Here is a 23,388-nt window from a genome sequence, read left to right on the forward strand (position 1 = left end):
TGTCCAATTATTTAATTTAGTAAAAATGAAAAACTATTCTTTGTGAGGAGCCAAAATGACTCTCACACCATATTCTGTAATTGTGGCCACCGTCTCTGCTGGTAGCTTGTCATCAGTGACTAATACGCTGATATTGCTCCAAGGTAATTCTAGATTGGGGATTCGGCGGCCAAACTTGTCCGATTCAAGCATCACAATGACGTCTCTTGAGACCTCTGCCATCACTTTGCTTAAGCCAGTTAATTCGTTAAAGGTGGTGGTGCCTCTCGCTAAATCAATACCATCAGCGCCAATAAACAGCTGGTCGAAGTTATATGAGCGTAGTACCTGTTCAGCAATTTGACCTTGAAACGACTCAGAATGCGGATCCCAAGTACCACCGGTCATCAATAATGTTGGCTCATTTTCTAACTCATGAATGGCATTCGCCAGTTGCAATGAATTCGTCATCACTAGCAAGCCACGCTTATGATTGAGTTGTTGAATTAACCCTGAGGTGGTACTGCCGCTATCAATGATAATGCGGTTGTGATCGGTAATTAATTCAGCGGCGGCTTTGGCTATTGAAAGCTTATTAGGGGCTATTTTGCTGCTAAATGCCTGAGTGACTTCATCAGGTATGGCAACTGCGCCACCATAGCGGCGTAATAATAGTCCGGTTTTCTCTAAGGTGGCTAAGTCTTTACGAATGGTGACTTCAGAAGTTTCGAACCGTAAGGATAACTCATCAACACTTACTTCACCTTGGCTATTCAATAGGCTAATTATACTGTGTCTACGTTGTTGAGTATTACGTTTGTTCATAAATTCTTATTTATAAGTTTCGGTTCGAAAGATAATTATAAGCTTTCGAAACTTATTTGCCAAATACTAATCAACAGTTTATTTAATTTTTATGTCGCAGATACAAAAACGGCTTACTCGTTAAAGTAAGCCGCTTGGGTGGTGTTAGTTTATACTATTTAGCGATTTTAACCGGTCTTTTCCAACCTGCTATATGACGCTGTTTGACCCGGGTGATAACTAATTCATCAGCAGCGACATCTTTAGCTATGGTAGAACCGGCACCCAAAGTAGCATTTTTGCCAATGGTCACGGGCGCAATTAGCTGAGTATCGCTACCCACAAAGACACCGTCTTCAATGGTGGTTAAGAATTTATTAACCCCATCATAGTTGCAGGTAATCGTGCCAGCGCCAATATTCACGCCAGCGCCAATTTGGGCATCCCCTAAATAGCTTAAGTGACCCGCTTTAGAGCCTTCGCCTAATACCGCCTTTTTCATTTCGACAAAGTTACCAACATGGGCATTATCTTTAAGTACTGCACCAGTTCGTAAACGAGCAAATGGTCCCGCACTGGCTGCAACACCCAATTTTGCCCCTTCAACGATTGAGTAAGGCTTAATTTCAGCGTTATCAGCAATAATGCAGTCAGTTAATATCGCGCCAGCGCCAATGGTGACATTGTTACCCAAAGTCACTTTGCCATTAAAGATAACATTAACGTCAATCATCACATCCATACCCACAATCACATCACCACGAATATCGATACGACTAGGGTCACGCAAGTTTGCACCAGCTAGCATTAACACTTCAGCTTCACGGGCTTGATAAGCACGTTCTAATTGCGCTAACTGAACTCGGTTATTAGCCCCTTCAACTTCAACGGCTGATTGCGGCTGTGCGGTATCAATTGCTACCCCATCTTTATGGGCCATAGCAATAATATCTGTTAGGTAATACTCACCTTGGGCATTACTGTTAGAAAGACGGCTAAGCCATGCTTTTAACTGTTTGCCAGGTACTGCCATAATGCCGGTATTCACTTCATTAATGAGCAGCTCTTCTGCATTAGCATCTTTTTGCTCGATAATACCAACAACCTTGCCATCCTCACGGACTATACGGCCATAACCTGTTGGATTTTCCAAGTTAACGGTTAATATCGCTAAACCATTTTCAGGGCGAGCAGCAAGTAAACTTTCTAAAGTTGATTGCTGAATTAACGGCACATCACCATATAAAATAAGTACGGTGTCATCATCGTTAATATTTGGATTAGCTTGCGCGACTGCGTGGCCTGTACCCAATTGCTCAGCTTGCAATACCCAGTTAACAGCTTGCTCACCTAAAGAGGCTTGCAGCTTGTCTGCGCCATAGCCATAAACCAATTGAATAGCCTTTGAGCCTAATGAGTTTGCTGTATCAATAACATGTTGCACCATGGTTTTGTGGGCAATAGGGTGCAGTACCTTTGGCAAGTCTGAACGCATCCGTGTTCCTTTACCAGCAGCTAAAATAACAACATTTAATGACATCAGGATTCCTTTATACAACTATTCAATTTATTGGGCTGATTTTAACCTAGTTTATTGATGACAGGAAATCAGCCTGTGAATTATGACACTAAGCATCACAAAGTAAGGTTTAAAAATGCCAGTAATAATGCGTTTTATTCAAATTTTAGAGACAAAAAAGGCGACCCGAGGGTCGCCTTTTCAAAACAATAACCTTTATCTGGCAAGGTTCTTTTTGATGGTTTCAACAACACGAAGTTGAGCTAAAGATTTAGCTAATTCAATTGTTGCAGCTTCATAATCAAAGTCAGCACCGGCGTTAGCGATATTCGCTTCAGCATGTTGCTTAGCTTCAAGTGCAGCTTGCTCATCAATATCATCGGCACGCATTGCGACGTCAGCAAGTACAGAGATTGAAGTAGGTTGTACTTCCAGGATTCCACCTGAAAGATACATCACTTCTTCGCTGCCATCTTGCTTGATCATGCGCGCCATGCCAGGTTTGATTCTAGTAAGTAATGGAGCATGGTTAGGCATAATACCTAACTCACCCTCGGTGCCACTCACTTCTAAGAAGCTAATTGCACCGCTAAACATGCTGTTTTCAGCACTTACTATATCAAGTTGGACTGTCATGGCCGCCATCAAGTTCTCCTAAAATACTAAGCTAATGCTCAGTTATTTTGCTTTGTTAGCTTTCTCGACTGCTTCTTCGATAGAACCAACCATGTAGAACGCTTGCTCAGGAATGTGATCGAACTCACCATTCAAGATGCCCTTGAAGCCACGAATTGTGTCTTTAAGAGAAACGTACGTACCTGGAGAACCTGTAAATACTTCAGCAACGAAGAAAGGCTGTGAAAGATATTTTTCAATCTTACGAGCACGGAATACAGTTGTTTTATCTTCATCAGATAATTCATCCATACCTAGGATCGCAATAATATCTTTCAGCTCTTTATAACGCTGAAGTACAGTTTGAACGCCGTTCGCAACATCATAATGCTCTTGACCAACTACTAATGGATCTAATTGACGTGAAGTCGAATCCAATGGGTCAACCGCTGGGTAAATACCTAGCGAAGCAATGTTACGAGACAGTACAACAGTCGCATCTAAGTGAGCGAAGGTTGTTGCTGGTGACGGATCGGTCAAATCATCCGCAGGTACATATACCGCTTGAACAGAGGTAATTGAACCAGACTTAGTTGAAGTAATACGTTCTTGTAGAACGCCCATTTCTTCAGCTAGAGTCGGTTGGTAACCTACTGCAGAAGGCATACGACCTAACAATGCAGATACTTCAGTACCAGCCAAGGTGTAACGGTAGATGTTATCAACAAATAACAGTACGTCACGACCTTCGTCACGGAATTTCTCAGCCATTGTCAAACCAGACAATGCAACACGTAAACGGTTACCTGGAGGCTCGTTCATTTGACCATATACCATGGCTACTTTGTCGAGTACGCCAGAATCTTTCATTTCGTAGTAGAAGTCGTTACCCTCACGGGTACGCTCACCAACACCAGCGAATACAGAAAGACCTGAGTGTGCTTTTGCAATATTGTTGATTAATTCCATCATGTTGACGGTTTTACCAACACCAGCACCACCAAATAAACCAACTTTACCACCCTTAGCGAATGGACATACAAGGTCAATAACCTTGATACCAGTCTCTAAAAGTTCAGTTGAGCTTGATTGATCTTCGTATGAAGGGGCTTCACGGTGAATTTCATAACGCTCTTCTTCACCAATTTCGCCACATTCATCAATAGGCTCACCCAATACGTTCATGATACGGCCAAGGGTTGCAACCCCTACCGGAACAGAAATCGGTGAACCCGAGTTTGATACCTCTAGACCACGACGCAGACCATCAGAAGAACCCATAGCGATGGCACGAACTACACCACCACCTAGTTGTTGCTGAACTTCCAGCACCAAACCATTACAGTCGCCTTCACCGGTGATCTTCAGAGCGTCATATACCTTAGGTACAGAATCTTGTGGAAACTCTACGTCCACAACCGCGCCAATTACTTGGACAACAGTACCTGTGCTCATGATTAATCCTCTAAACTTGTTTTCGTTACCTAACCTAAACCGCTGCAGCACCTGCAACAATTTCCGACAATTCTTGCGTAATCGCAGCTTGTCGAGCCTTGTTGTAGACTAATTGCAGATCAGTGATTAGTTCGCCAGCGTTGTCTGTTGCCGCTTTCATAGCTACCATACGGGCAGCTTGTTCAGAGGCAATATTTTCAACAACACCTTGATAAACTTGTGATTCAACATAGCGAGTCAGTAATACTTCCAAAATTTCTTTTGGGTCTGGCTCGTAAATATAATCCCAAGGATACTTAGCAACTTCTTCTTCTGACTTAGGCAAAGGTAGCAGCTGCTCGATCACTGGAGTCTGAGTCATTGTGTTCACAAATTTGTTAAACACAATAAACAAACGATCCAATTTACCTTCGTTGTAAGCTTCTAGCATCACACGTACAGTACCGATTAAATCGGCTAATTTAGGCGCATCGCCTAAACCAGATGCATGGGCAGATATTTCACCACCAAAGCTTTTGAAGAACTGCACACTTCGTGCACCAATAGGACAAAATTGAACTTCTGCCCCTTGGTCTTTCCAGCTCTTCACGTCTGACACAACCTTTTTGAAAAGGTTAACGTTCAAACCACCACAAAGGCCACGGTCGGTTGACACTACAATGTAACCAACCCGCTTGGCATCTCTCACCTCTAAATAGGGGTGTTTATACTCGAGAGTACCTTGCGCAACATGACCGATCACCTGACGCATATGCTCTGCATATGGACGACTTGAAGCCATGCGTTCCTGCGCTTTACGCATTTTGCTGGCTGCAACCATTTCCATAGCAGAAGTGATCTTCTGAGTGTTTTTAACACTCGCGATCTTGGTTTTAATCTCTTTAGCGTTGGCCATCTTTACTCTCCAATTCTGGACCGGAGGTGTCTTACGACACCTCTATTCATTACCAGGTTTGGGTTTCAATGAACTTGTCCATGCCAGCTTTTAATTGACTTTCAATGTCTGCATTGTAGTTGCCAGTAGCATTGATAGTTTTAACAAGCTCAGCATGTTCGCTGTTCATATATGAAAGCAAAGCGGCTTCAAAGCTACCGATTTTACTTAATTCTACAGCCTTCAAATAGCCTTTTTCAGCTGAGAAGATTGAGATAGCTTGATCAGCAACGCTCATAGGAGCGTATTGCTTTTGCTTCATAAGTTCGGTAACACGCTCACCATGCTCAAGTTGAGCACGAGTTGCATCATCTAAATCAGATGCAAACTGTGAGAACGCTGCAAGCTCTCGATACTGTGCAAGTGCGGTACGAATACCACCTGACAGTTTCTTGATGATTTTAGTCTGAGCCGCACCACCAACACGAGAAACTGAAATACCAGGGTTAACAGCAGGACGTAGTCCTGAGTTAAACAAGTCAGTTTCAAGGAAGATTTGACCATCTGTAATCGAAATTACGTTGGTCGGTACGAATGCAGATACATCACCCGCTTGGGTTTCAATAATAGGTAGCGCAGTTAAAGAACCTGTCTTACCTTTTACTTCACCGTTAGTGAATTTTTCTACATATGTTTCGTTTACACGTGAAGCACGTTCTAATAAACGAGAATGTAGATAGAATACATCACCTGGGTATGCTTCACGTCCTGGTGGACGCTTCAATAGTAATGAAATCTGACGGTAAGCAACTGCTTGCTTAGACAGATCATCAAATACGATTAAAGAATCTTCACCGCGGTCACGGAAGTATTCACCCATAGAACAACCAGAGTAAGGTGCTAAGTATTGTAATGCTGCAGCTTCAGAAGCTGTTGCAACTACAACAATAGTGTTAGCTAATGCACCGTGCTCTTCAAGCTTGCGTACTACGTTAGCAATTGTAGAAGCCTTTTGGCCTACTGCTACGTATACACATTTAATGCCTGAATCTTTCTGGTTGATAATAGCATCGATGGCCAAAGCTGTTTTACCAGTTTGACGGTCACCAATAACTAGTTCACGTTGTCCACGACCGATTGGGATCATGGCATCAACGGCTTTATAACCAGTTTGAATAGGTTGATCTACTGACTGACGTTCAATAACACCTGGAGCAATTACTTCAACAGGAGAGAAACCATCGTTTTCGATAGGTCCTTTTCCGTCAATTGGCTCACCAAGAGTGTTAACAACGCGGCCTAATAAACCACGACCAACTGGTACTTCAAGAATACGACCAGTTGTCTTAACTTTTGCGCCTTCAGCTAAATTAGCATAAGGGCCCATTACTACGGCACCGACAGAATCACGTTCTAAGTTCAACGCGATTGCAAAACGGCCACCAGGCAATTCGATCATTTCACCTTGCATTACATCTGCAAGGCCGTGAATACGAATGATGCCGTCACTTACTGCAACGATTGTACCTTCGTTGCGAGCTTCACTGACGACGTCGAACTGCTCGATCCGCTGCTTAATCAGATCGCTGATTTCAGTGGAATTCAGTTGCATGCTCAAACTCCCAATTACGATTGTAGCTTATCAGACAAACGCGATAGATTACCGCTTACCGAGCCATCAATGACCAAGTCGCCTGATTTAATAATTACACCACCAATAAGTGATGCATCTACGCTACAATTCAGCTTTACTTTGCGTGCGAGACGTTTCTCGAGAGAAACACTAATTTGCGTTTGTTGCTCAGAGCTTAGCTCAGTAGCTGAAACAACTGTTGCTTCAACTTCTTTTGCCCACTCATTGCGATACTCTGCAAAAAGTAGAGATACTGAAGGTAGTATCTCTAAACGACCGTTTTCGGCCATAACCTTTATCAGGTTTTGACCTTGCGCATTAACTTGATCACCACATATTTCTATGAATAATGATGCCAGTTTTGCACTAGCCAATGAACCACCTAGCAACGGCTTTATTGATTCGTTTTCACTTACCAATGCCGCGAAGTTAAGCATTTCTGCCCAAGCTTCAATTGCTTTATGTTCAACAGCAAAATCAAAAGCTGCCTTTGCATAAGGACGAGCAATGGTGCTTATTTCAGCCATAACTCCGCTTCCCTAATTAAATTTCAGCAACAAGTTTATTAACTATGTCACTGTGAGCTTCTGGGTCAATCGAACGTTGAAGAATTTTCTCTGCACCAGTTATGGCAAGAGCAGCAACTTGCTTACGCAAGTCATCTTTAACGCGATTACGTTCGTTTTCAATTTCAGCTTGACCTTGAGCAATGATTTTCGCACGCTCTGTATCAGCTTCCATTTTTGCTTCTTCAACTATTTGAGCTTTGCGCTTATTAGCTTGCTCAATAATTTCATTAGCAGTCGCCTTCGCTTCTTTTAGTTGCTCATTTGCTTTCGCTTGAGCCAACTCTAGATCTTTTGCAGCACGTCCTGCATCAGCTAGTCCATCGGCAATTTTCTTCTGGCGTTCTTCGATAGCGTTCATCAATGGCGGCCATACAAACTTCATGCAAAACCACACGAAGAGAGCAAAAGAAATCGCTTGGCCTAGCAGGGTAGCGTTAATACTCATAACGACAACTCCTTACTAAGAGGGACGATTAACCAACAGCCTGTAACTGACCTACGAATGGGTTAGCGAATACGAAGAATAATGCAACACCAACTGCAATCATAGAGATTGCATCAAGTAGACCAGCTACGATGAACATTTTAGTTTGTAATGCTGGAGCTAGTTCTGGTTGACGAGCTGAAGCTTCTAAAAACTTACCACCTAAGATCGCAAAACCAATACCAGTACCTAGCGCTGCTAAGCCAATCATGATCGCAACAGCTATTGCTGTAAAGCTAATTACAGTTTCCATTTTATCTCCGATAAATAACTAATTTTAAATAAATTAATGTTCTTCATGTGCCATGCTTAGATATACAATCGTAAGCATCATGAAGATAAACGCCTGCAGCACAATAACCAAAATATGGAAAATAGCCCAAGGCACTGATAGTGCAAACTGAGCCCACCAAGGCATCAGTGCTATCAGAATAAAGATCAACTCACCTGCATACAGGTTACCAAACAGACGAAGCGATAATGAAATCGGTTTCGCAATCAAGGTTACTGTTTCCAATACTAAGTTAACTGGAATTAGTGCCCAATGATTGAAAGGTTGTAAGGTCATTTCTTTAGCGAAACCACCAAATCCTTTTACTTTAATACTGTAAAAAACAATCAATACAAACACACTTAAGGCCATACCTAAAGTAACGTTCAAATCAGTTGTTGGTACAATTTTAAGGTAAGGAACACCTAATAATCTGTTTGCGGCTTCAGGTACAAAGTCAACCGGAATTAAGTCCATTAAATTCATCAGGAAAACCCAGACAAAAATAGTCAGACCTAATGGTGCGATAACTGCGTTACGACCCTGAAATGAGTCTTTAACGATTTTATCAACACCTTCCACGCACATTTCAACGAAACATTGAAATTTACCTGGAACGCCAGTTGTTGCTTTTTGTCCTACTTTGCGGAATGCCCACAAAAATAGAACCCCAAGACCTACTGAAAACAAAAGTGAGTCAATGTGCCAAGTCCAAAACCCGGCATCTTGACATGCATGATTAAAAGCAATTCCACCATCAGCAGAACACATTTTCGCATTAGTCAGGTGATGCTGGATATACTCGGAAGCATTTAATGCTTCACCAGTTGTCGCCATGATTAATCTCACTTAATTTTGCTTGAAGTATAAAGGGGCCGTCCAAGGTATTAATAATGCCAACAAATAACTGCTGAATAACGGCATAAATGGCGTTTTCAGTAGTCCAAATGCACAAGCGAATAACACAATGGTTAGCAGCAACTTTACCGCTTCCCCCAAGAAAAACGACCAAACGACTTTTCCTGATGCTTTAGCTCCCGCATGAGAGAAAGCTAGGGTTGCGAATACAAAATTAGGGAGTACAGCAATAAGACCTCCTACCAAAGCAGAAAATCCATACTGAGCTCCCCAAAAAGCGAAAAAGAAAATTGAAGTTCCCCCAGCTATCGCCGCCTGCAGTAAAACTATTCTATAGGCTGACCATCGGCCACGACGCGCTAAAACCTTACTCAATTTTTTATCTCCGCATTGACACTTTACTTTTACCTAATATATTAATCTGTTCATTAATAAATCAGCTGGTAAAAAAAAGCATGCAAAGTATACCTTTTCACACCTTGTTTGCAACTTTGAGAGGAGGTAAACAGTGATATAAGGCGATAATTAACGTTAAATTATTTAAAAGTTAAAATTACGCCTTGTTACTAAGTTACCTTTGAAATGAGTTTGTTGAGGAAATTAATGTATTTTACTTAGAATTCCATCTAATTCAGCAAGATCTTGATAGTTTATTACAATCTTACCTTTACCTTTAGCACCATGATTAATAGCAACTTTAGCCCCTAACTTTTCAATTAGCTGTTGTTCTAAACGACTAACATCATGATCTTTATATTGTTTTTCAGGCTCTTTAACTGGATTTAATGCTTTATTTACTAATCGTTCCGTTTCACGAACTGTCATTTCTTTAGAAGCTACTAATCTAGCCAAATTAGTTTGCTCTTCACCCTCAATTGCAAGCAAGGCTCTGGCATGACCCATGTCGATATCACCATTCTCTAATAAACGTTTAACAGGTTCATTTAAACTATTTAATCGTAATAAGTTAGACACAGATGCTCTAGATTTTCCGACTGCATCTGCGGTTTGCTGGTGAGTTAATTCAAATTCTTCCAATAAACGTTGTAATGCAATGGCTTCTTCCATGGCATTTAAGTCTTCACGCTGAATATTCTCAATCAATGCAATGGCGACAGCGGCTTCATCTGGTACTTGCTTAACAATACAAGGGACTTTGTCTAATTGCGCTATTTGAGAAGCTCTCCAACGACGCTCACCGGCAATAATCTCATACTTAACATCATCAACCTTACGAACAACGATTGGCTGAATAACGCCTTGTGAACGAATTGATTCAGCTAGCTCATCGAGTGCTTCAGGTGACATATCTTTACGTGGTTGGTATTTGCCAGACTGCAGTAAATCTAAATCAAGCATCAATAAGCCATCTTCAGCTGTTTGCTTTGGTGTTACTTCAGTTTCTGCTTGTGTAAGTTCAGCCTTGCGACTCGCTGCACTGCTGTTACTTAATAATGCATCCAAGCCTTTACCTAAACCGCGTTTCTTTAACGTCATTTTATTCCCTTACACTTAAAACTTACTTAGATTCTGTTTGCTGCTCTGCACGGCGAATTATTTCACCGGCAAGGGCTAAATAGGCTTTGGCACCCGCACTTGATTTATCGTAATACATGGCTGGAGCACCAAAACTTGGTGCTTCCGCGAGACGGATATTTCTTGGAATAACCGTACGGTAAACTTTTTCACCAAAATGCTGTTTTAATTGATCTGACACATCATTTGATAATCGATTTCTTGGATCGTACATAGTGCGTAAGATCCCTTCGATACTTAGCGTAGGGTTAACCATCGCACCTAGCTTGGTAATGGTATCAATTAACGCTGTCAGTCCTTCCAATGCGTAATACTCACATTGCATTGGTACTAACACCGAATCTGCTGCTGACATGGCGTTAACCGTCAACATATTTAATGATGGTGGACAATCAATGAAAATATAATCGTAATCATCTTTCACTGCGGCAATGGCATTTTTAAGGCGAATTTCTCGCGCATAAAATTCCATAAGTTTGATTTCTGCGGCAGTAACGTCACCATTACCAGCGATTAGATCATATTTACCAGTGGTATCTCTTATGACAATTTCTTCAAAAGGTTTTTCATCAACCAATAATTCATATGCGGTATTTTCAACTTCATATTTATCGACACCACTACCCATGGTGGCATTACCTTGTGGATCAAGATCGATTAACAACACTTTGCGCTTAGTTGCTGCAAGTGATGCTGCTAAATTTACACAAGTTGTTGTTTTTCCTACGCCGCCTTTTTGATTGGCAACGGCAATTACTTTACCCACAAGTTCACCCTAATAACTGTTTTACGATGTCCGATAATATTTATTAATCGCAATGGTTATTTAATATTAACCAGCTTTAATAGATGTCTTTGCTCATCTAACTTTGGCACATTAAGCACTATCGTTTCTGCTATTTCGAAACCTGTTGGAATCGTGGCGAGCTCATTTTCACCTAGTTGACCTTTAAGTGCATAAAAAACACCATTTTCTGCCGGTAAGTGATGACACCAACCGAGCATATCTTCAATTGAAGCAAAAGCACGGCTTATAACACCATCAAACTTTTGCTCAGGTTCATAAGCCTCAACACGGCTCTCAATCGAAGTTATATTATTAATTTTTAATTCAAACTGAACTTGTTTTTGAAAACGGATCCGTTTCCCTAAACTATCAAGTAATACAAATTCTTTATCAGGATTTAAAATAGCTAATGGAATACCCGGTAATCCAGGTCCAGTGCCAACATCAATAAATAGTTGTCCCTTAAGATAAGGAGAAACCACCAAACTGTCCATAACATGACGGATTAACATCTGTTCAGGATCTCTCACTGAAGTCAGGTTATACGCTTTATTCCATTTATTCAGCATGGCCACAAAATCAATAAGTTGTTTTTGCTGTGTCTCAGTGGCTGAAATATTTGTTTCAGCTAAATAGGTTTTAAGTTGAGTTGCTAGCACGCTGAATGACCTCGAAAAGCAAAGGGAATAATAGAATCATCGGGTATTATGAATGGCGAAAATGACTAAGGGAAGCTTTGTGGCTTCCCTTATTGGTCAAAAGCAGACTTTTTACTGGGATTTATGCGCTTTTACGCAATAAACCACGCTTTTTAAGGTGAACAAGTAAAATAGAGATCGCAGCTGGCGTCATTCCTGAGATTCTAGAAGCTTGACCAATGGTCTCAGGCTTATGCTCATTCATCTTAGCAATCACTTCATTTGAAAGGCCTGGTACTTCCTGATAATCAAGATCTAATGGCAACATCGTCGTTTCGTGACGAACCGCTTTATCAATTTCATCTTGCTGTCTTTGGATATAACCAGAATACTTAACTTGAATTTGGACTTGCTCTGCAGCACGTGGATCTTCTATTCCAGGTCCAAAACCTTCTAAGCCCATCAACTTTTTGTAATCCATTTCGGGTCGACGTAATAGATCTTCAAATGAAGCTTCACGTGAAATAGGGCTATTTAATTCAGGATTAAGCACATCAAGTAGCGGTGAGTTTTTATGAACCCACTGACCACGTAAACGCTGAAGCTCTGTTTCGATAGCTTCTCTTTTTTCACTAAACAATGCCCAACGTTTGTCATCAACTAAACCAAGCTCGCGACCTTTTTCAGTAAGACGTAAATCAGCATTATCTTCGCGTAAAAGTAAACGATATTCGGCACGGCTAGTGAACATTCGGTATGGTTCTTTAGTACCTAATGTTGATAAATCATCAACGAGAACGCCTAGATATGCTTGATCACGTCGTGGGCACCATGTTTCTTTGCCTTGAACTTGCAATGAAGCATTCATGCCAGCAAGTAAACCTTGAGCACCTGCTTCTTCATAACCTGTAGTACCGTTAATTTGTCCAGCAAAGAACAAACCATCAATATTCTTGGTCTCTAAAGAGTTTTTCAGATCTCTTGGATCAAAGTAATCATATTCAATGGCATAACCAGGTCGAATTATTTCAGCATTCTCCATGCCTTCGATTGATCGAACCAAGTTTAACTGCACATCAAATGGCAAGCTTGTTGAAATACCATTTGGATAGATCTCATTGGTTGTTAATCCTTCAGGTTCAATAAAGATCTGATGAGAACTTTTATCTGCAAAGCGATTTATTTTATCTTCGATCGATGGACAATAGCGTGGTCCGATGCCTTCGATCACACCAGAATACATAGGACTGCGATCAAGTCCTCCACGAATAATATCGTGGGTGCGTTCATTGGTATGAGTGATGTAACAAGAAACCTGCTCAGGGTGTTGATCTACATTCCCAATAAACGACATAACTGGTAATGGCGTGTCACCTTTTTGCTCAACCATCTTTGAAAAATCAATGGTATTAGCATCTATTCTTGGTGGGGTACCTGTTTTCAAACGACCAACACGAATAGGCAATTCTTTTAAGCGATTAGCAAGGGCAATTGCTGGTGGATCACCTGCTCGACCACCGCTGTAATTTTCTAAACCAATATGAATTTTTCCGCTAAGGAAAGTTCCTGTTGTCAATACAACACTTGGCGCTTCAAACGCTAGACCCATTTGTGTGACTACACCAAGAACTCTATTATTTTCAACAACTAAGTCATCTACGGCTTGTTGAAAAATACGTAAATTGGGTTGGTGTTGCAAAATTTGTTGTATTTTTTGTCGATAAAGCGCTCTGTCAGCTTGTGCTCGTGTTGCACGAACTGCTGGCCCCTTACTTGAATTTAATGTTCTAAATTGAATACCTGCAAAATCTGTGGCTGTGGCCATTGCACCGCCAAGGGCATCAATTTCTTTCACTAAATGGCCTTTACCAATACCACCAATTGCTGGGTTACATGACATTTGACCTAAAGTATCAATGTTATGTGTTAACAATAATGTTTTTGAGCCCATTCTTGCCGCTGCGAGGGCGGCTTCAGTTCCGGCATGACCACCACCAACAACAATTACATCAAACCGTTCATGAAAATGCATTTTGTAACCTTGGATAAAAGTAAATTCGATTTTGCTAATTAAAACTAGATTTTAAATCTAGGGCTTGCTTGAGCCGAGTATTTTAGCACTTGGTTTGCTTTTCGGGAATGATCAATTTTCTCATTTTGATCAGAGGCGCTTCGCTTAATAGATCTTAAGATCTTTAAATAGATCTTTTTATTACTATTACTATTAGGATCGCACTTTTCTGTGGGTAACCCATTTAATTGTTTTATTTCAGTAGTTAACGAACAAACTAACCTGTGATCTATTATGGATCAAACTCAATATAACTTGGGGATAGATCGGCTACTTATCCACAGGGGTAATTTTTGACCAGATCACCTTATGATCTGTACAAAGTTATGATCTGTGAAAATAATAGCTTATCCACAAAGTTATGATCGTGTTTTACTTATTGTGGATAAGATAGGTGGTTACTGTGAGTATAATTGAAGATATTAACTAAAGATCATCTTTTATTATGATCTAAATCGTAATTTGCCATTGTGAAAGCCAAGCTAGTGCTGGATCTTCTGGTACAGGATCCTTTTGAACATCAATTTGGATCTTATTCACAATCGCTTTTGCATTGAGTTGATCGAGTCTGGAAATTAATTTTTCAGGTCCAAGACAAAAAGTATCGTAACTTGAGTCACCAATTGCACATAAGGCATATTTTAGATCGTTTAGATCCTCACTTTTGGCCAATAATTGCTGATAAAAGGGCGCTAAATTGTCTGGGAGATCACCTGCGCCATGTGTTGAACAGACAATTATCCATAGGGATTTATGGTCAAGATCATCTAAGTTTGGACTTAAATGAACCACTGATTCGTGACCTATTTCATTGAGCTGGGCTGCCATATCATCTGCCACATACTCAGTTCCTCCCTGAGTTGTACCGACTAAAATATCTATTTTTGCCATGTTTTATCCTAAATTATTGCAATTGATCGCTACTAATAGGTGTAGTTTACGCTTATTTAGCATTGCACAAAGCGGTTTTTGTCCGTATTTTCGGTAATAACAATTAACAAAAAATTAACTTTTATTATGTCTCTTGTTTCAATTACAGCTCAAATGGCGGATTTAGCATGGGGTCCTCACATGCTGGTTTTACTGGTCGGTGGCGGTTTATTCTTTCTCATTTACTCTCGTTTTATTCCTTTTCGTTATATAGGCCATGCCATTAATATTGTCCGTGGAAAACACCCCGACGAAGGCGCGGAGGGCCATATTAGTCATGCTGGTGCATTATCCAGTGCAATGGCTGGCACTGTGGGAATGGGCAATATAGGTAGTGTTGCTGTTGCTATTATGGTGGGTGGTCCAGGTGCCATTTTTTGGATGTGGATCAGTGCTATTGTTGGTATGGCGACTAAATTCTTTACCTGTACATTAGCTATAATGTACAGGGGTAAAGACGAAAATGGTGATGTACAGGGTGGTCCTATGTACATTATTACCCAAGGGTTGAGTAAAAAATGGCATTTTCTAGCGGTCTTTTTTTGTGTTGTGGGACTGGTTGGTAATTTCCCATTATTTAATTCGAATCAATTGGTACAGATTATTCGTGAATGGTTAATTGTAAAACCGGGTTATTTCCCCAGTGATCAATCGACATTTTGGGTCGATTTGTCATTGGGTATTGTGGTGATGCTGATTGTTGCTAGTGTCATATTAGGGGGCATTAAACGCATCGCCTCTGTTGCTTCTAAAGTCGTACCCTTGATGATTTTGATTTATATGAGCTGCGCATTTTATGTCATAGCTGCCAATATTGGCGATATACCAGGCTATTTTAAGTTGATCATAACTGAAGCATTTTCACTGAATTCTGTTGGTGGGGGCATATTAGGGACTATGTTGATTGGTATCAGGCGGGCGGCTTTTTCGAATGAAGCGGGTATTGGTACCGAAGTGATGGCTCACGGTAGTGCTAAAACTAACGAACCTGTAAAAGAAGGATTAGTCGCCATGCTCGGGCCTGCTATTGATACATTAATTGTGTGCACCGCAACAGCTATGATCATTTTAATATCGGGTGTTTGGCAAGGCGGCGAAGCTCAAGGTGTGAACTTATCAGCTCAAGCGTTTGAAGTGACTATGCCTGGAGTTGGTCCTTATTTACTGATTGTTTGTGTGGTGTTTTTCAGTATTAGTACTATTTTTACTCAAGCTTTTTATGGTGGGCAATGTTTTGCATTTTTGTTTGGCCGTAAAAGATTACGTTTATATCAATTCTTTTTCTTACTCGCGATATTATTTGCTGCAACAGCAACTATTCAAGAAATCGTTAATATTATTGATGCTGCTTATGCCTTAATGGCGATTCCAACCATGACCTCTGCTATTTTATTAGCCCCTAAAGTCAGAGAGGCTTCTAAGAAGTACTTTGCAAAATTGGCGAAAAATCATTCATAATTTTCGTTATTTCTTAAATATATTATTTATTAATGATCAAAAATGGAGTGATAATTCACTCCATTTTTATGTACGTACATAATATAAAGTTACTTATTTTATGCGTTACTTTATCAAGTACTTTGCATGAAAACGAAGATGATCTTCTATAAAGCTACCAATAAAGAAGTAACTATGATCATAGCCTTCTTGCATTCGCAATGTCAGAGGGTACTGTTGAGCTTTTGCTGCATCAACTAAAGTATCAGGCTTTAGTTGTTCAATTAAGAAATTATCTTCAGTACCTTGATCCACCAGCATAGGGAGCTTAACCGTCGATTTTTTCATTAATTCACTGCTATCGTATTCTGCCCAAGTCTTTTGATCTGGCCCTAAATAGCCATTAAAGGCTTTTTGGCCCCATGCACAATTGATTGGATTACAAATTGGACTAAATGCTGATATAGATTGATAACGTTGTGGATTTTTAAGGCCAATAGAAATAGCGCCATGTCCACCCATAGAGTGACCACTAATACTGCGCATTGTGCTGACAGGAAAGTGTTGTTCTATCAATGCAGGCAGTTCTTTCACCACATAATCATACATTTGGTAATGAGTATTAAAAGGCGCTCGAGTAGCATTGAGATAAAACCCTGCTCCTAATCCAAAATCATAGGCTGCTGATTCATCATCAGCGACATTCTCACCACGTGGACTGGTATCCGGGGCGACAATAGCAATACCTAACTCTGCAGCAATTCGCTGAATCCCCGATTTTTGCATGACGTTTTCATCGGTACAAGTTAAGCCTGATAACCAATATAAAACGGGCACTTTTTTCAAAGCCGCTTGAGGTGGCAGGTAAATAGCAAAACGCATTTGGCAATTTACCGTATCTGAATGATGGCTATATTGTTTTAACCAGCCTCCAAATACTTTATTACTACTAACATTTTCTAAAGTCATTGCTTAATCACTTATTTAAAAATGCTCTTATCAATGATAAGAGCATTAAATTTAGCCTAACTATCACAAGAAGTTATTACAGTAAAAGTTACTTATCGAAATGAATGACAGAACGGATACTTTCACCGCTATGCATTAGGTCAAAAGCATCATTGATTCCTTCAAGACCCATGGTGTGGGTAATGAAATGGTCTAGTTTAAATTCGCCATTTAAGTATTGCTCAACAATACCTGGTAATTGACTACGCCCTTTAACACCACCAAATGCACTACCTCTCCAAACTCGACCTGTAACCAGTTGGAATGGACGGGTTGAAATTTCTTGGCCTGCACCGGCAACGCCAATAACAACTGATTCGCCCCAACCTTTATGACAACACTCTAACGCGCTGCGCATGACATTGACATTACCAATACATTCAAACGAGAAATCTACACCGCCATCGGTCATTTCAACAATCACATCTTGAATTGGTTTGTCATAATTTTTGGGATTGATACAATCAGTCGCACCCAGTTTGGTGGCTAATTCAAATTTTGACTCGTTTAAATCAACACCAATAATACGACTTGCTCCAGCCATGGTTGCACCAATAATGGCTGATAAACCAATGCCACCTAGTCCGAAAATAGCAACAGTATCGCCTTTTTGAACTTTAGCAGTATTAAATACGGCGCCCATACCGGTAGTAACACCACAACCTAATAGGCATACTTCTTCAAGTGGGGCTTCAGGGTTCACTTTTGCTAAAGAAATTTCTGGAAGCACGGTATATTCTGAGAATGTTGAACAGCCCATATAGTGGAAAATTGGTTGGCCATCTTTATAAAAACGGGTAGTACCGTCTGGCATTAAACCTTTACCTTGGGTTTCACGTACTGCGCTACATAGATTGGTTTTTCCAGAGGTACAGAACTTACATTTTCCACACTCGGCAGTGTATAGCGGAATGACGTGGTCACCAACTTGAACACTGGTAACACCCTCACCAATCATTTCTACTATACCGCCACCTTCATGTCCTAAAATAACAGGGAAAAGACCCTCTGGATCATCACCGGATAAGGTAAACGCATCAGTGTGACAAACACCAGAAGCAATAATTTTAACCATTACTTCACCCGCTTTCGGGTACATTACATCAACTTCTTCAACAGATAATGGCTGTCCTGGTCCCCATGCAATAGCGGCTTTAGATTTTATATATTGTGCTGACATCGTATTTGTCCTTTTAGCGTTAACCATAAATATTTGGATCTACATAGTGTAGGTCATACAGTGTAGATGATAAGTCTATTGTATTTATTTTCTGTCAGTTGATAATAGGCTATAAATACAATTTACTTTTACGAGGCAGTAACAATGTTACCGTGGGAAGGGGTTTATGAGTTTGTTGCGGTGGCTGAAACCGATAGCTTCACGGCTGCAGGTAAGCGTTTATCTATTTCAACCGCCCAAGTGAGTCGCCAAATTAGCCAAATAGAAAATAGGTTAACCACTAAGCTTTTTTATCGCACCACTCGAAAAGTTTCGTTAACCGAAGAAGGGCAAATATTCTATCGTCATTGTAGACAAGTAATTGATGGTCTTGAAGAAGCTGAACGTGCAATTAGTAGTTTGCAGAACAAACCGCAAGGATTAATCAAATTAACTACACCAGTGACTTATGGTGAGTCATTTATTATGCCAATTGTCACTGACTATATGCAGCAATATCCCGATGTGGAAGTTATTTGTGAGTTAACTAACAGCCAGTTAGATCTTGTTGATGGTGGTTATGATTTGGCTATTCGATTAGGCCATTTACCTGATTCGAGCATGATGGCTAAACGCTTAACTAGCCGCGAGCAATTTGTTTGTGCTGCTCCTGACTATATTAATCGTTTTGGCGCGCCGTATTCATTATCAGAGCTAAGTCAGCATAATTGTTTAGTTGGATCACAACCTCATTGGCATTTTAACGAAGGCGGTAAGCAAAGAAGTATTAAAGTGCAGGGAAATTTGCAGTGCAGTAGCGGCATTAGTTTACTTAATGCCGCGATTAAAGGATTGGGGATTGTTCAACTACCGGGTTATTACGTGGCTGATGCTATTAGTGAAGGGAGGTTATCGGTTATTCTCGAATCTTATAAGCAGCAACAAGAAGGAATTTGGGCTTTGTATCCTCACAATAGGCATTTATCACCTAAAGTAAGATTACTGGTTGATAAACTGGCTGCAGAATTACCTTAGCCGGTTTACTTACGTTTTAATGATGATTTTTTATCGTTATAAAGACTGCAGATAGCGACTGACTTGTGCTTTTGGTCGTTTAGATATTTCGTTGATCAATTCAAAAGTAATCGCTCTATCTGGTAATTGTTGTTGCAACAATTCCAATTGATAGTTCCATAAATGTGCTGTCATCGTCGCATCGGCTAATGCGCGGTGAAATACGCCGTCATTAGGTAACTGATGATAATTAACTAAGGTGCCCAGCTTATGATTAGGGGCATCTTGGCTAATGCGGCGCGACAGTAGCAATGAACAGGCAAATTGACCTGAATACTGTTGCTGACAGTTATCGAATTCGGCGTCTAAAAACTTTTTATCAAAGCTGGCGTTATGGGCGACTAAATTAAAGTCACCTATGAACGCGGCAAAGCGGGTCATGACAGATTCACAAGAATCAGCATCCTTGAGCATCGCATTGGTAATACCGGTATAGTTTTCAATGAAACTATTAACCGAACGGCCAGGATTCATTAATTCTTGAAAGCTATCGACGATCTCACCATCAATCAGTTTAACTGCGCCAATTTCAATGGCGCGATCAGCATTATTAGGTGATAAACCCGTGGTTTCAAAATCGAGAACGATGACTTTATTTGCCAATGTCATGAATGATCCTATTTACCAATACAGAATGAACTAAAGATTTTACCCAGTAGATCATCTGAGGTGAACTTACCGGTAATTTCAGATAACGCCATTTGGCACATACGTAATTCTTCAGCTAAAAGTTCACCGGCTAAGTAAACTTCTAATTGTTCTTTACCTAACTGCAGGTGACTTGATGCTAAATCTAAGGCTTCTAAATGACGTCGGCGGGCAATAAATCCACCTTCAAGATTACTTTGATAACCCATAAGTGATTTAAGATGCTGTTTAAGCTCTTCAATGCCTAATCCGGTTTTAGCTGATATGCGATAAACGCTGTATCCATGTTCATCGGTGGTCATTACTGGCTCACCGGTTAAGTCGGCTTTGTTACGAATAACCGTGACACCAAGTTTTTTCGGTAAACGGTCAATGAAATCAGGCCAAATATCGTGAGGATTTACATCGGTTGTTGTGGTGCCATCAACCATAAATAATACTCTGTCGGCAGAGGCTATTTCTTCCCAGGCGCGTTCAATACCTATTTTCTCAACAGTATCGGCGGTATCACGCAGGCCTGCGGTATCAATAATATGCAGTGGCATACCATCAAGGTGAATATGTTCACGTAGTACATCGCGTGTGGTACCTGCAATTTCAGTCACAATAGCGGATTCTTTACCTGCTAACGCATTCAGTAAGCTCGATTTACCGGCATTTGGACGGCCAGCAATCACCACTTTCATACCTTCACGAATAATTGAACCTTGCTTAGCGCTAGCTTGAACCACATTTAATTTATCAATTATTTTATACAGTGAATTGGCAATTTTACCGTCGGATAAAAAGTCCACTTCTTCATCAGGGAAATCAATAGCTGCTTCAACGTATAAGCGCAGATTAGTGACTTGCTCTACTAACTGATGTACTTCATTAGAAAACTCGCCTTGGAGTGAGTTTAGCGCGCTCTTAGCGGCTTGTTCACTGGTAGCATCAATAAGGTCTGCAATAGCTTCTGCTTGCGTTAAATCAAGCTTGTCATTTAAAAAGGCTTGTTCACTAAACTCACCAGGTTTTGCAATGCGAATACCATCAACTTCCATTACACGCTTAATCAGCATATCAAGAACGATTTGTCCGCCATGGCCTTGAAGCTCTAATACATCTTCGCCAGTAAAAGAATTAGGGCCTTTAAAATACAGTGCAATACCTTGGTCAATAACCTCACCAGATTCACTTTTAAAGTCACAGTAGTCTGCATAACGTGTTTTAGGTAAATGCCCTAAAATGCTGTGAGCAACATCAGATGCTTTATCACCAGATACACGAATAATACCTACGCCGCCACGTCCCGGAGCGGTTGCTTGTGCCACGATAGTGTCTGTCATTGAGGAAACCTTGTTGAAATTAGTAAAGGAAAAGGCGGCTAATAAGCCGCCTTTCTAGATTATATCAGTTTGAGCTTTGACTTATTTTAAGCCTTTTTTCTCTAAACCGGCATAAATAATCTTCTGCTGTGTGATTGCGACTAAGTTACCCACTAACCAGTAAAGAACCAGTCCAGATGGGAACCATAAGAAGAACACGGTAAAGATAACTGGCATCCACTGCATCATCTTAACTTGCATAGGATCCATCGTTGGCGCCATTGGCTGCATTTTCTGCATTAACCACATAGACACACCCATTAATAATGGTAATACGTAGTAAGGATCTTGAACCGATAAATCGTCAATCCATAAAATGAATGGCGCATGACGCAATTCATAACTTTCTAGTAGTACCCAATATAATGCGATGAAGATTGGCATTTGTAACAAGATAGGTAAACAGCCACCCATAGGGTTAACTTTTTCTTTCTTGTACAGTTCCATCATTGCTTGACCCATCTTCTGACGGTCATCACCAAAACGTTCTTTCAGTTCAGCAAGTTTAGGCTGCAAGTTACGCATCTTAGCCATTGAAGTGTATTGCGCTTTAGTTAGTGGGTATAAAATACCACGAACGGTTAGCGTAATAAGGATAATTGCTAAACCCCAGTTAGTGACGAGTGACTGGAAGAACATCAGTAACTTGTAAATAGGGATTGCCAACCACCAAAGGAAACCATAATCAACCACAAGGTTTAAGGTTTCAGAGATGCTAGATAATGCTTTTTGATCTTTAGGACCAACGAAGAACTGCGCACTAATGGTTTGTTGAGTACCTGGAGCAATATCATGTACAGCACCACGGAAACCAATATTTGCTTGGCCACCAGTACTCATACTACTGAAAATAGTGTTCGAATCTGTTGCTGGTGGAACCCAAGCTGACACGTAGTAGTGTTGAAGCATAGCTGCCCAACCACCAAGTGTTTGTTGATTTAGGTTACTTTTAGCAATATCACCAAAGTCATACTTTTCATAACGCACATCAGCAGTAGAGAATGCTGCACCACGGTAAGTCGGCATCATCATGCTGCTTTCAGACTCTTGTACAGATTGTTTAATCTGTCCGTACATTTGCATTTGCAGTGGCGCTGAAGTGGTGTTGTTTACGTTATAATCAACAGTTACGTCATATTGACCACGTGTGAAGGTAAATACTTTGGTATAGCTTGCGCCATTAGCATCTACATAGCTTAGTGGTACAGATAAAGAATCTTGGCCAGCGGCTAATTCGTAAGATTCAGATTCACTAGAAAAATGTGCACGTCCGTGAGTACTGCTATCAATACCATCACGTCCGATTAAGCCACTTTGTGAAATATAGTTGTATGAACCCGTTTGCTCTAACAGAACAAATGACTCAGTACTGTCAATTTCAACTTTATGTTCAACCAATGCAGCATAAACAATATCACCACCGACTGGGTCGATTTTAATATCTAGCTGATCAGTTTTAACTGAAATTAGATTTTGAGTTGCCGGTAATTGAACAGGCATGCCTGCATCTGCATCAGGTACATCACTTGCGATTGGTGATGCAGCGTTAGAAGTCTGCGATGTTGTTTGTGCCGCTACTGGTTGCGGAGCTTGATCGTCTTGCCATGCTTGCCACATCAAAAAGCTGACAAAAAGTAGAGCGATAAGCATTAAATTGCGTTGAGATTCCATA

23 protein-coding genes are annotated in these 23,388 nt (G+C 40.6%); 2 read left to right on the forward strand and 21 right to left on the reverse strand.

The genetic code is table 11. The features are described from left to right. Positions 1–33: 33 nt before the first annotated feature. From FPK91_RS13415 to mioC, 16 genes are all read right to left on the reverse strand, one after another. Positions 34–804, reverse strand: a complete 771-nt coding sequence (locus FPK91_RS13415) for a DeoR/GlpR family DNA-binding transcription regulator (protein WP_144211719.1) — start codon at positions 802–804, stop codon at positions 34–36. Positions 805–958: 154 nt separating this feature from the next. After that, complete coding sequence (gene glmU / locus FPK91_RS13420) at positions 959–2,323, reverse strand: bifunctional UDP-N-acetylglucosamine diphosphorylase/glucosamine-1-phosphate N-acetyltransferase GlmU (RefSeq protein ID WP_144211720.1); 1,365 nt, start codon at positions 2,321–2,323, stop codon at positions 959–961. 195 nt (positions 2,324–2,518) lie between these two features. Next, on the reverse strand, positions 2,519–2,947 hold the full coding sequence (locus FPK91_RS13425) for a F0F1 ATP synthase subunit epsilon (RefSeq protein WP_144211721.1): 429 nt from the start codon (positions 2,945–2,947) through the stop codon (positions 2,519–2,521). A 33-nt stretch (positions 2,948–2,980) separates the two neighbouring features. Beyond that, on the reverse strand, positions 2,981–4,372 hold the full coding sequence (gene atpD, locus FPK91_RS13430; protein WP_144211722.1) for a F0F1 ATP synthase subunit beta: 1,392 nt from the start codon (positions 4,370–4,372) through the stop codon (positions 2,981–2,983). A 34-nt stretch (positions 4,373–4,406) separates the two neighbouring features. After that, positions 4,407–5,267 (reverse strand): F0F1 ATP synthase subunit gamma, encoded by an 861-nt coding sequence (gene atpG / locus FPK91_RS13435; protein WP_144211723.1) that lies wholly within the window; start codon positions 5,265–5,267, stop codon positions 4,407–4,409. A gap of 49 nt (positions 5,268–5,316) precedes the next feature. Then, a complete protein-coding gene (atpA, locus tag FPK91_RS13440; protein ID WP_144211724.1) occupies positions 5,317–6,858 on the reverse strand; it encodes a F0F1 ATP synthase subunit alpha in 1,542 nt (513 codons plus the stop codon). Between the two features lie 14 nt (positions 6,859–6,872). Further along, on the reverse strand, positions 6,873–7,406 hold the full coding sequence (gene atpH, locus FPK91_RS13445) for a F0F1 ATP synthase subunit delta (RefSeq protein ID WP_144211725.1): 534 nt from the start codon (positions 7,404–7,406) through the stop codon (positions 6,873–6,875). A gap of 16 nt (positions 7,407–7,422) precedes the next feature. Beyond that, entirely contained in the window at positions 7,423–7,893 is a 471-nt protein-coding gene (gene atpF, locus FPK91_RS13450; RefSeq protein ID WP_144211726.1) for a F0F1 ATP synthase subunit B, read from the reverse strand. Between the two features lie 28 nt (positions 7,894–7,921). Beyond that, positions 7,922–8,185, reverse strand: a complete 264-nt coding sequence (gene atpE / locus FPK91_RS13455; RefSeq protein WP_076541802.1) for a F0F1 ATP synthase subunit C — start codon at positions 8,183–8,185, stop codon at positions 7,922–7,924. A gap of 33 nt (positions 8,186–8,218) precedes the next feature. Then, positions 8,219–9,040, reverse strand: coding sequence for a F0F1 ATP synthase subunit A (gene atpB / locus FPK91_RS13460; RefSeq protein ID WP_144211727.1), 822 nt, complete (start codon positions 9,038–9,040; stop codon positions 8,219–8,221). A 12-nt stretch (positions 9,041–9,052) separates the two neighbouring features. After that, complete coding sequence (locus FPK91_RS13465) at positions 9,053–9,436, reverse strand: ATP synthase subunit I (RefSeq protein ID WP_144211728.1); 384 nt, start codon at positions 9,434–9,436, stop codon at positions 9,053–9,055. A 225-nt stretch (positions 9,437–9,661) separates the two neighbouring features. After that, the gene (locus tag FPK91_RS13470) at positions 9,662–10,558 is read right to left on the reverse strand and encodes a ParB/RepB/Spo0J family partition protein (RefSeq protein ID WP_144211729.1); all 897 of its coding nucleotides are present in this window, start codon (positions 10,556–10,558) and stop codon (positions 9,662–9,664) included. A gap of 22 nt (positions 10,559–10,580) precedes the next feature. Continuing rightward, positions 10,581–11,363, reverse strand: a complete 783-nt coding sequence (locus tag FPK91_RS13475; RefSeq protein WP_144211730.1) for a ParA family protein — start codon at positions 11,361–11,363, stop codon at positions 10,581–10,583. Between the two features lie 56 nt (positions 11,364–11,419). Continuing rightward, entirely contained in the window at positions 11,420–12,043 is a 624-nt protein-coding gene (gene rsmG, locus FPK91_RS13480) for a 16S rRNA (guanine(527)-N(7))-methyltransferase RsmG (protein WP_144211731.1), read from the reverse strand. A 121-nt stretch (positions 12,044–12,164) separates the two neighbouring features. After that, complete coding sequence (gene mnmG, locus FPK91_RS13485; RefSeq protein WP_144211732.1) at positions 12,165–14,054, reverse strand: tRNA uridine-5-carboxymethylaminomethyl(34) synthesis enzyme MnmG; 1,890 nt, start codon at positions 14,052–14,054, stop codon at positions 12,165–12,167. Positions 14,055–14,543: 489 nt separating this feature from the next. Next, positions 14,544–14,984, reverse strand: coding sequence for an FMN-binding protein MioC (mioC, locus tag FPK91_RS13490; RefSeq protein ID WP_144211733.1), 441 nt, complete (start codon positions 14,982–14,984; stop codon positions 14,544–14,546). 180 nt (positions 14,985–15,164) lie between these two features. Between mioC and FPK91_RS13495 the strand changes: the two genes are divergently transcribed. Further along, positions 15,165–16,481, forward strand: coding sequence for an alanine/glycine:cation symporter family protein (locus FPK91_RS13495; protein WP_227006575.1), 1,317 nt, complete (start codon positions 15,165–15,167; stop codon positions 16,479–16,481). 105 nt (positions 16,482–16,586) lie between these two features. Here FPK91_RS13495 and fghA read toward each other — a convergent pair whose 3' ends face one another. Both fghA and FPK91_RS13505 read right to left on the reverse strand, forming a co-directional pair. Continuing rightward, positions 16,587–17,429 (reverse strand): S-formylglutathione hydrolase, encoded by an 843-nt coding sequence (gene fghA / locus FPK91_RS13500; protein ID WP_144211735.1) that lies wholly within the window; start codon positions 17,427–17,429, stop codon positions 16,587–16,589. Positions 17,430–17,517: 88 nt separating this feature from the next. Then, the gene (locus FPK91_RS13505; protein WP_144211736.1) at positions 17,518–18,648 is read right to left on the reverse strand and encodes an S-(hydroxymethyl)glutathione dehydrogenase/class III alcohol dehydrogenase; all 1,131 of its coding nucleotides are present in this window, start codon (positions 18,646–18,648) and stop codon (positions 17,518–17,520) included. Positions 18,649–18,792: 144 nt separating this feature from the next. Here FPK91_RS13505 and FPK91_RS13510 point away from each other — a divergent pair, with 144 nt between their 5' ends. Next, entirely contained in the window at positions 18,793–19,662 is an 870-nt protein-coding gene (locus FPK91_RS13510; protein WP_144211737.1) for a LysR substrate-binding domain-containing protein, read from the forward strand. Between the two features lie 36 nt (positions 19,663–19,698). Here FPK91_RS13510 and FPK91_RS13515 read toward each other — a convergent pair whose 3' ends face one another. The 3 genes from FPK91_RS13515 to yidC all read right to left on the reverse strand — a co-directional run bounded on the left by FPK91_RS13515 (position 19,699) and on the right by yidC (position 23,387). Further along, positions 19,699–20,310: a 3'-5' exonuclease gene (locus FPK91_RS13515; protein ID WP_144211738.1), complete on the reverse strand. Its 612-nt coding sequence runs from the start codon at positions 20,308–20,310 to the stop codon at positions 19,699–19,701. A gap of 8 nt (positions 20,311–20,318) precedes the next feature. Beyond that, a complete protein-coding gene (gene mnmE / locus FPK91_RS13520) occupies positions 20,319–21,677 on the reverse strand; it encodes a tRNA uridine-5-carboxymethylaminomethyl(34) synthesis GTPase MnmE (protein WP_144211739.1) in 1,359 nt (452 codons plus the stop codon). An 81-nt stretch (positions 21,678–21,758) separates the two neighbouring features. After that, on the reverse strand, positions 21,759–23,387 hold the full coding sequence (gene yidC, locus FPK91_RS13525; RefSeq protein WP_144211740.1) for a membrane protein insertase YidC: 1,629 nt from the start codon (positions 23,385–23,387) through the stop codon (positions 21,759–21,761). Between the last annotated feature and the right edge of the window lies 1 nt (position 23,388).

The organism is Shewanella donghaensis (assembly GCF_007567505.1).
GTDB classification, from domain to species: domain Bacteria; phylum Pseudomonadota; class Gammaproteobacteria; order Enterobacterales; family Shewanellaceae; genus Shewanella; species Shewanella donghaensis.

Excerpts from the sequence above, each read along its gene's own strand:
- FPK91_RS13415 (WP_144211719.1), bottom strand. The coding sequence starts at position 804 with ATGAACAAACGTAATACTCAACAACGTAGACACAGTATAATTAGCCTA.
- glmU (WP_144211720.1), bottom strand. The coding sequence starts at position 2,323 with ATGTCATTAAATGTTGTTATTTTAGCTGCTGGTAAAGGAACACGGATG.
- FPK91_RS13425 (WP_144211721.1), bottom strand. The coding sequence starts at position 2,947 with ATGGCGGCCATGACAGTCCAACTTGATATAGTAAGTGCTGAAAACAGC.
- atpD (WP_144211722.1), bottom strand. The coding sequence starts at position 4,372 with ATGAGCACAGGTACTGTTGTCCAAGTAATTGGCGCGGTTGTGGACGTA.
- atpG (WP_144211723.1), bottom strand. The coding sequence starts at position 5,267 with ATGGCCAACGCTAAAGAGATTAAAACCAAGATCGCGAGTGTTAAAAAC.
- atpA (WP_144211724.1), bottom strand. The coding sequence starts at position 6,858 with ATGCAACTGAATTCCACTGAAATCAGCGATCTGATTAAGCAGCGGATC.
- atpH (WP_144211725.1), bottom strand. The coding sequence starts at position 7,406 with ATGGCTGAAATAAGCACCATTGCTCGTCCTTATGCAAAGGCAGCTTTT.
- atpF (WP_144211726.1), bottom strand. The coding sequence starts at position 7,893 with ATGAGTATTAACGCTACCCTGCTAGGCCAAGCGATTTCTTTTGCTCTC.
- atpE (WP_076541802.1), bottom strand. The coding sequence starts at position 8,185 with ATGGAAACTGTAATTAGCTTTACAGCAATAGCTGTTGCGATCATGATT.
- atpB (WP_144211727.1), bottom strand. The coding sequence starts at position 9,040 with ATGGCGACAACTGGTGAAGCATTAAATGCTTCCGAGTATATCCAGCAT.
- FPK91_RS13470 (WP_144211729.1), bottom strand. The coding sequence starts at position 10,558 with ATGACGTTAAAGAAACGCGGTTTAGGTAAAGGCTTGGATGCATTATTA.
- mnmG (WP_144211732.1), bottom strand. The coding sequence starts at position 14,054 with ATGCATTTTCATGAACGGTTTGATGTAATTGTTGTTGGTGGTGGTCAT.
- mioC (WP_144211733.1), bottom strand. The coding sequence starts at position 14,984 with ATGGCAAAAATAGATATTTTAGTCGGTACAACTCAGGGAGGAACTGAG.
- FPK91_RS13495 (WP_227006575.1), top strand. The coding sequence starts at position 15,165 with ATGCTGGTTTTACTGGTCGGTGGCGGTTTATTCTTTCTCATTTACTCT.
- fghA (WP_144211735.1), bottom strand. The coding sequence starts at position 17,429 with ATGACTTTAGAAAATGTTAGTAGTAATAAAGTATTTGGAGGCTGGTTA.
- FPK91_RS13505 (WP_144211736.1), bottom strand. The coding sequence starts at position 18,648 with ATGTCAGCACAATATATAAAATCTAAAGCCGCTATTGCATGGGGACCA.
- FPK91_RS13510 (WP_144211737.1), top strand. The coding sequence starts at position 18,793 with ATGTTACCGTGGGAAGGGGTTTATGAGTTTGTTGCGGTGGCTGAAACC.
- FPK91_RS13515 (WP_144211738.1), bottom strand. The coding sequence starts at position 20,310 with ATGACATTGGCAAATAAAGTCATCGTTCTCGATTTTGAAACCACGGGT.
- mnmE (WP_144211739.1), bottom strand. The coding sequence starts at position 21,677 with ATGACAGACACTATCGTGGCACAAGCAACCGCTCCGGGACGTGGCGGC.
- yidC (WP_144211740.1), bottom strand. The coding sequence starts at position 23,387 with ATGGAATCTCAACGCAATTTAATGCTTATCGCTCTACTTTTTGTCAGC.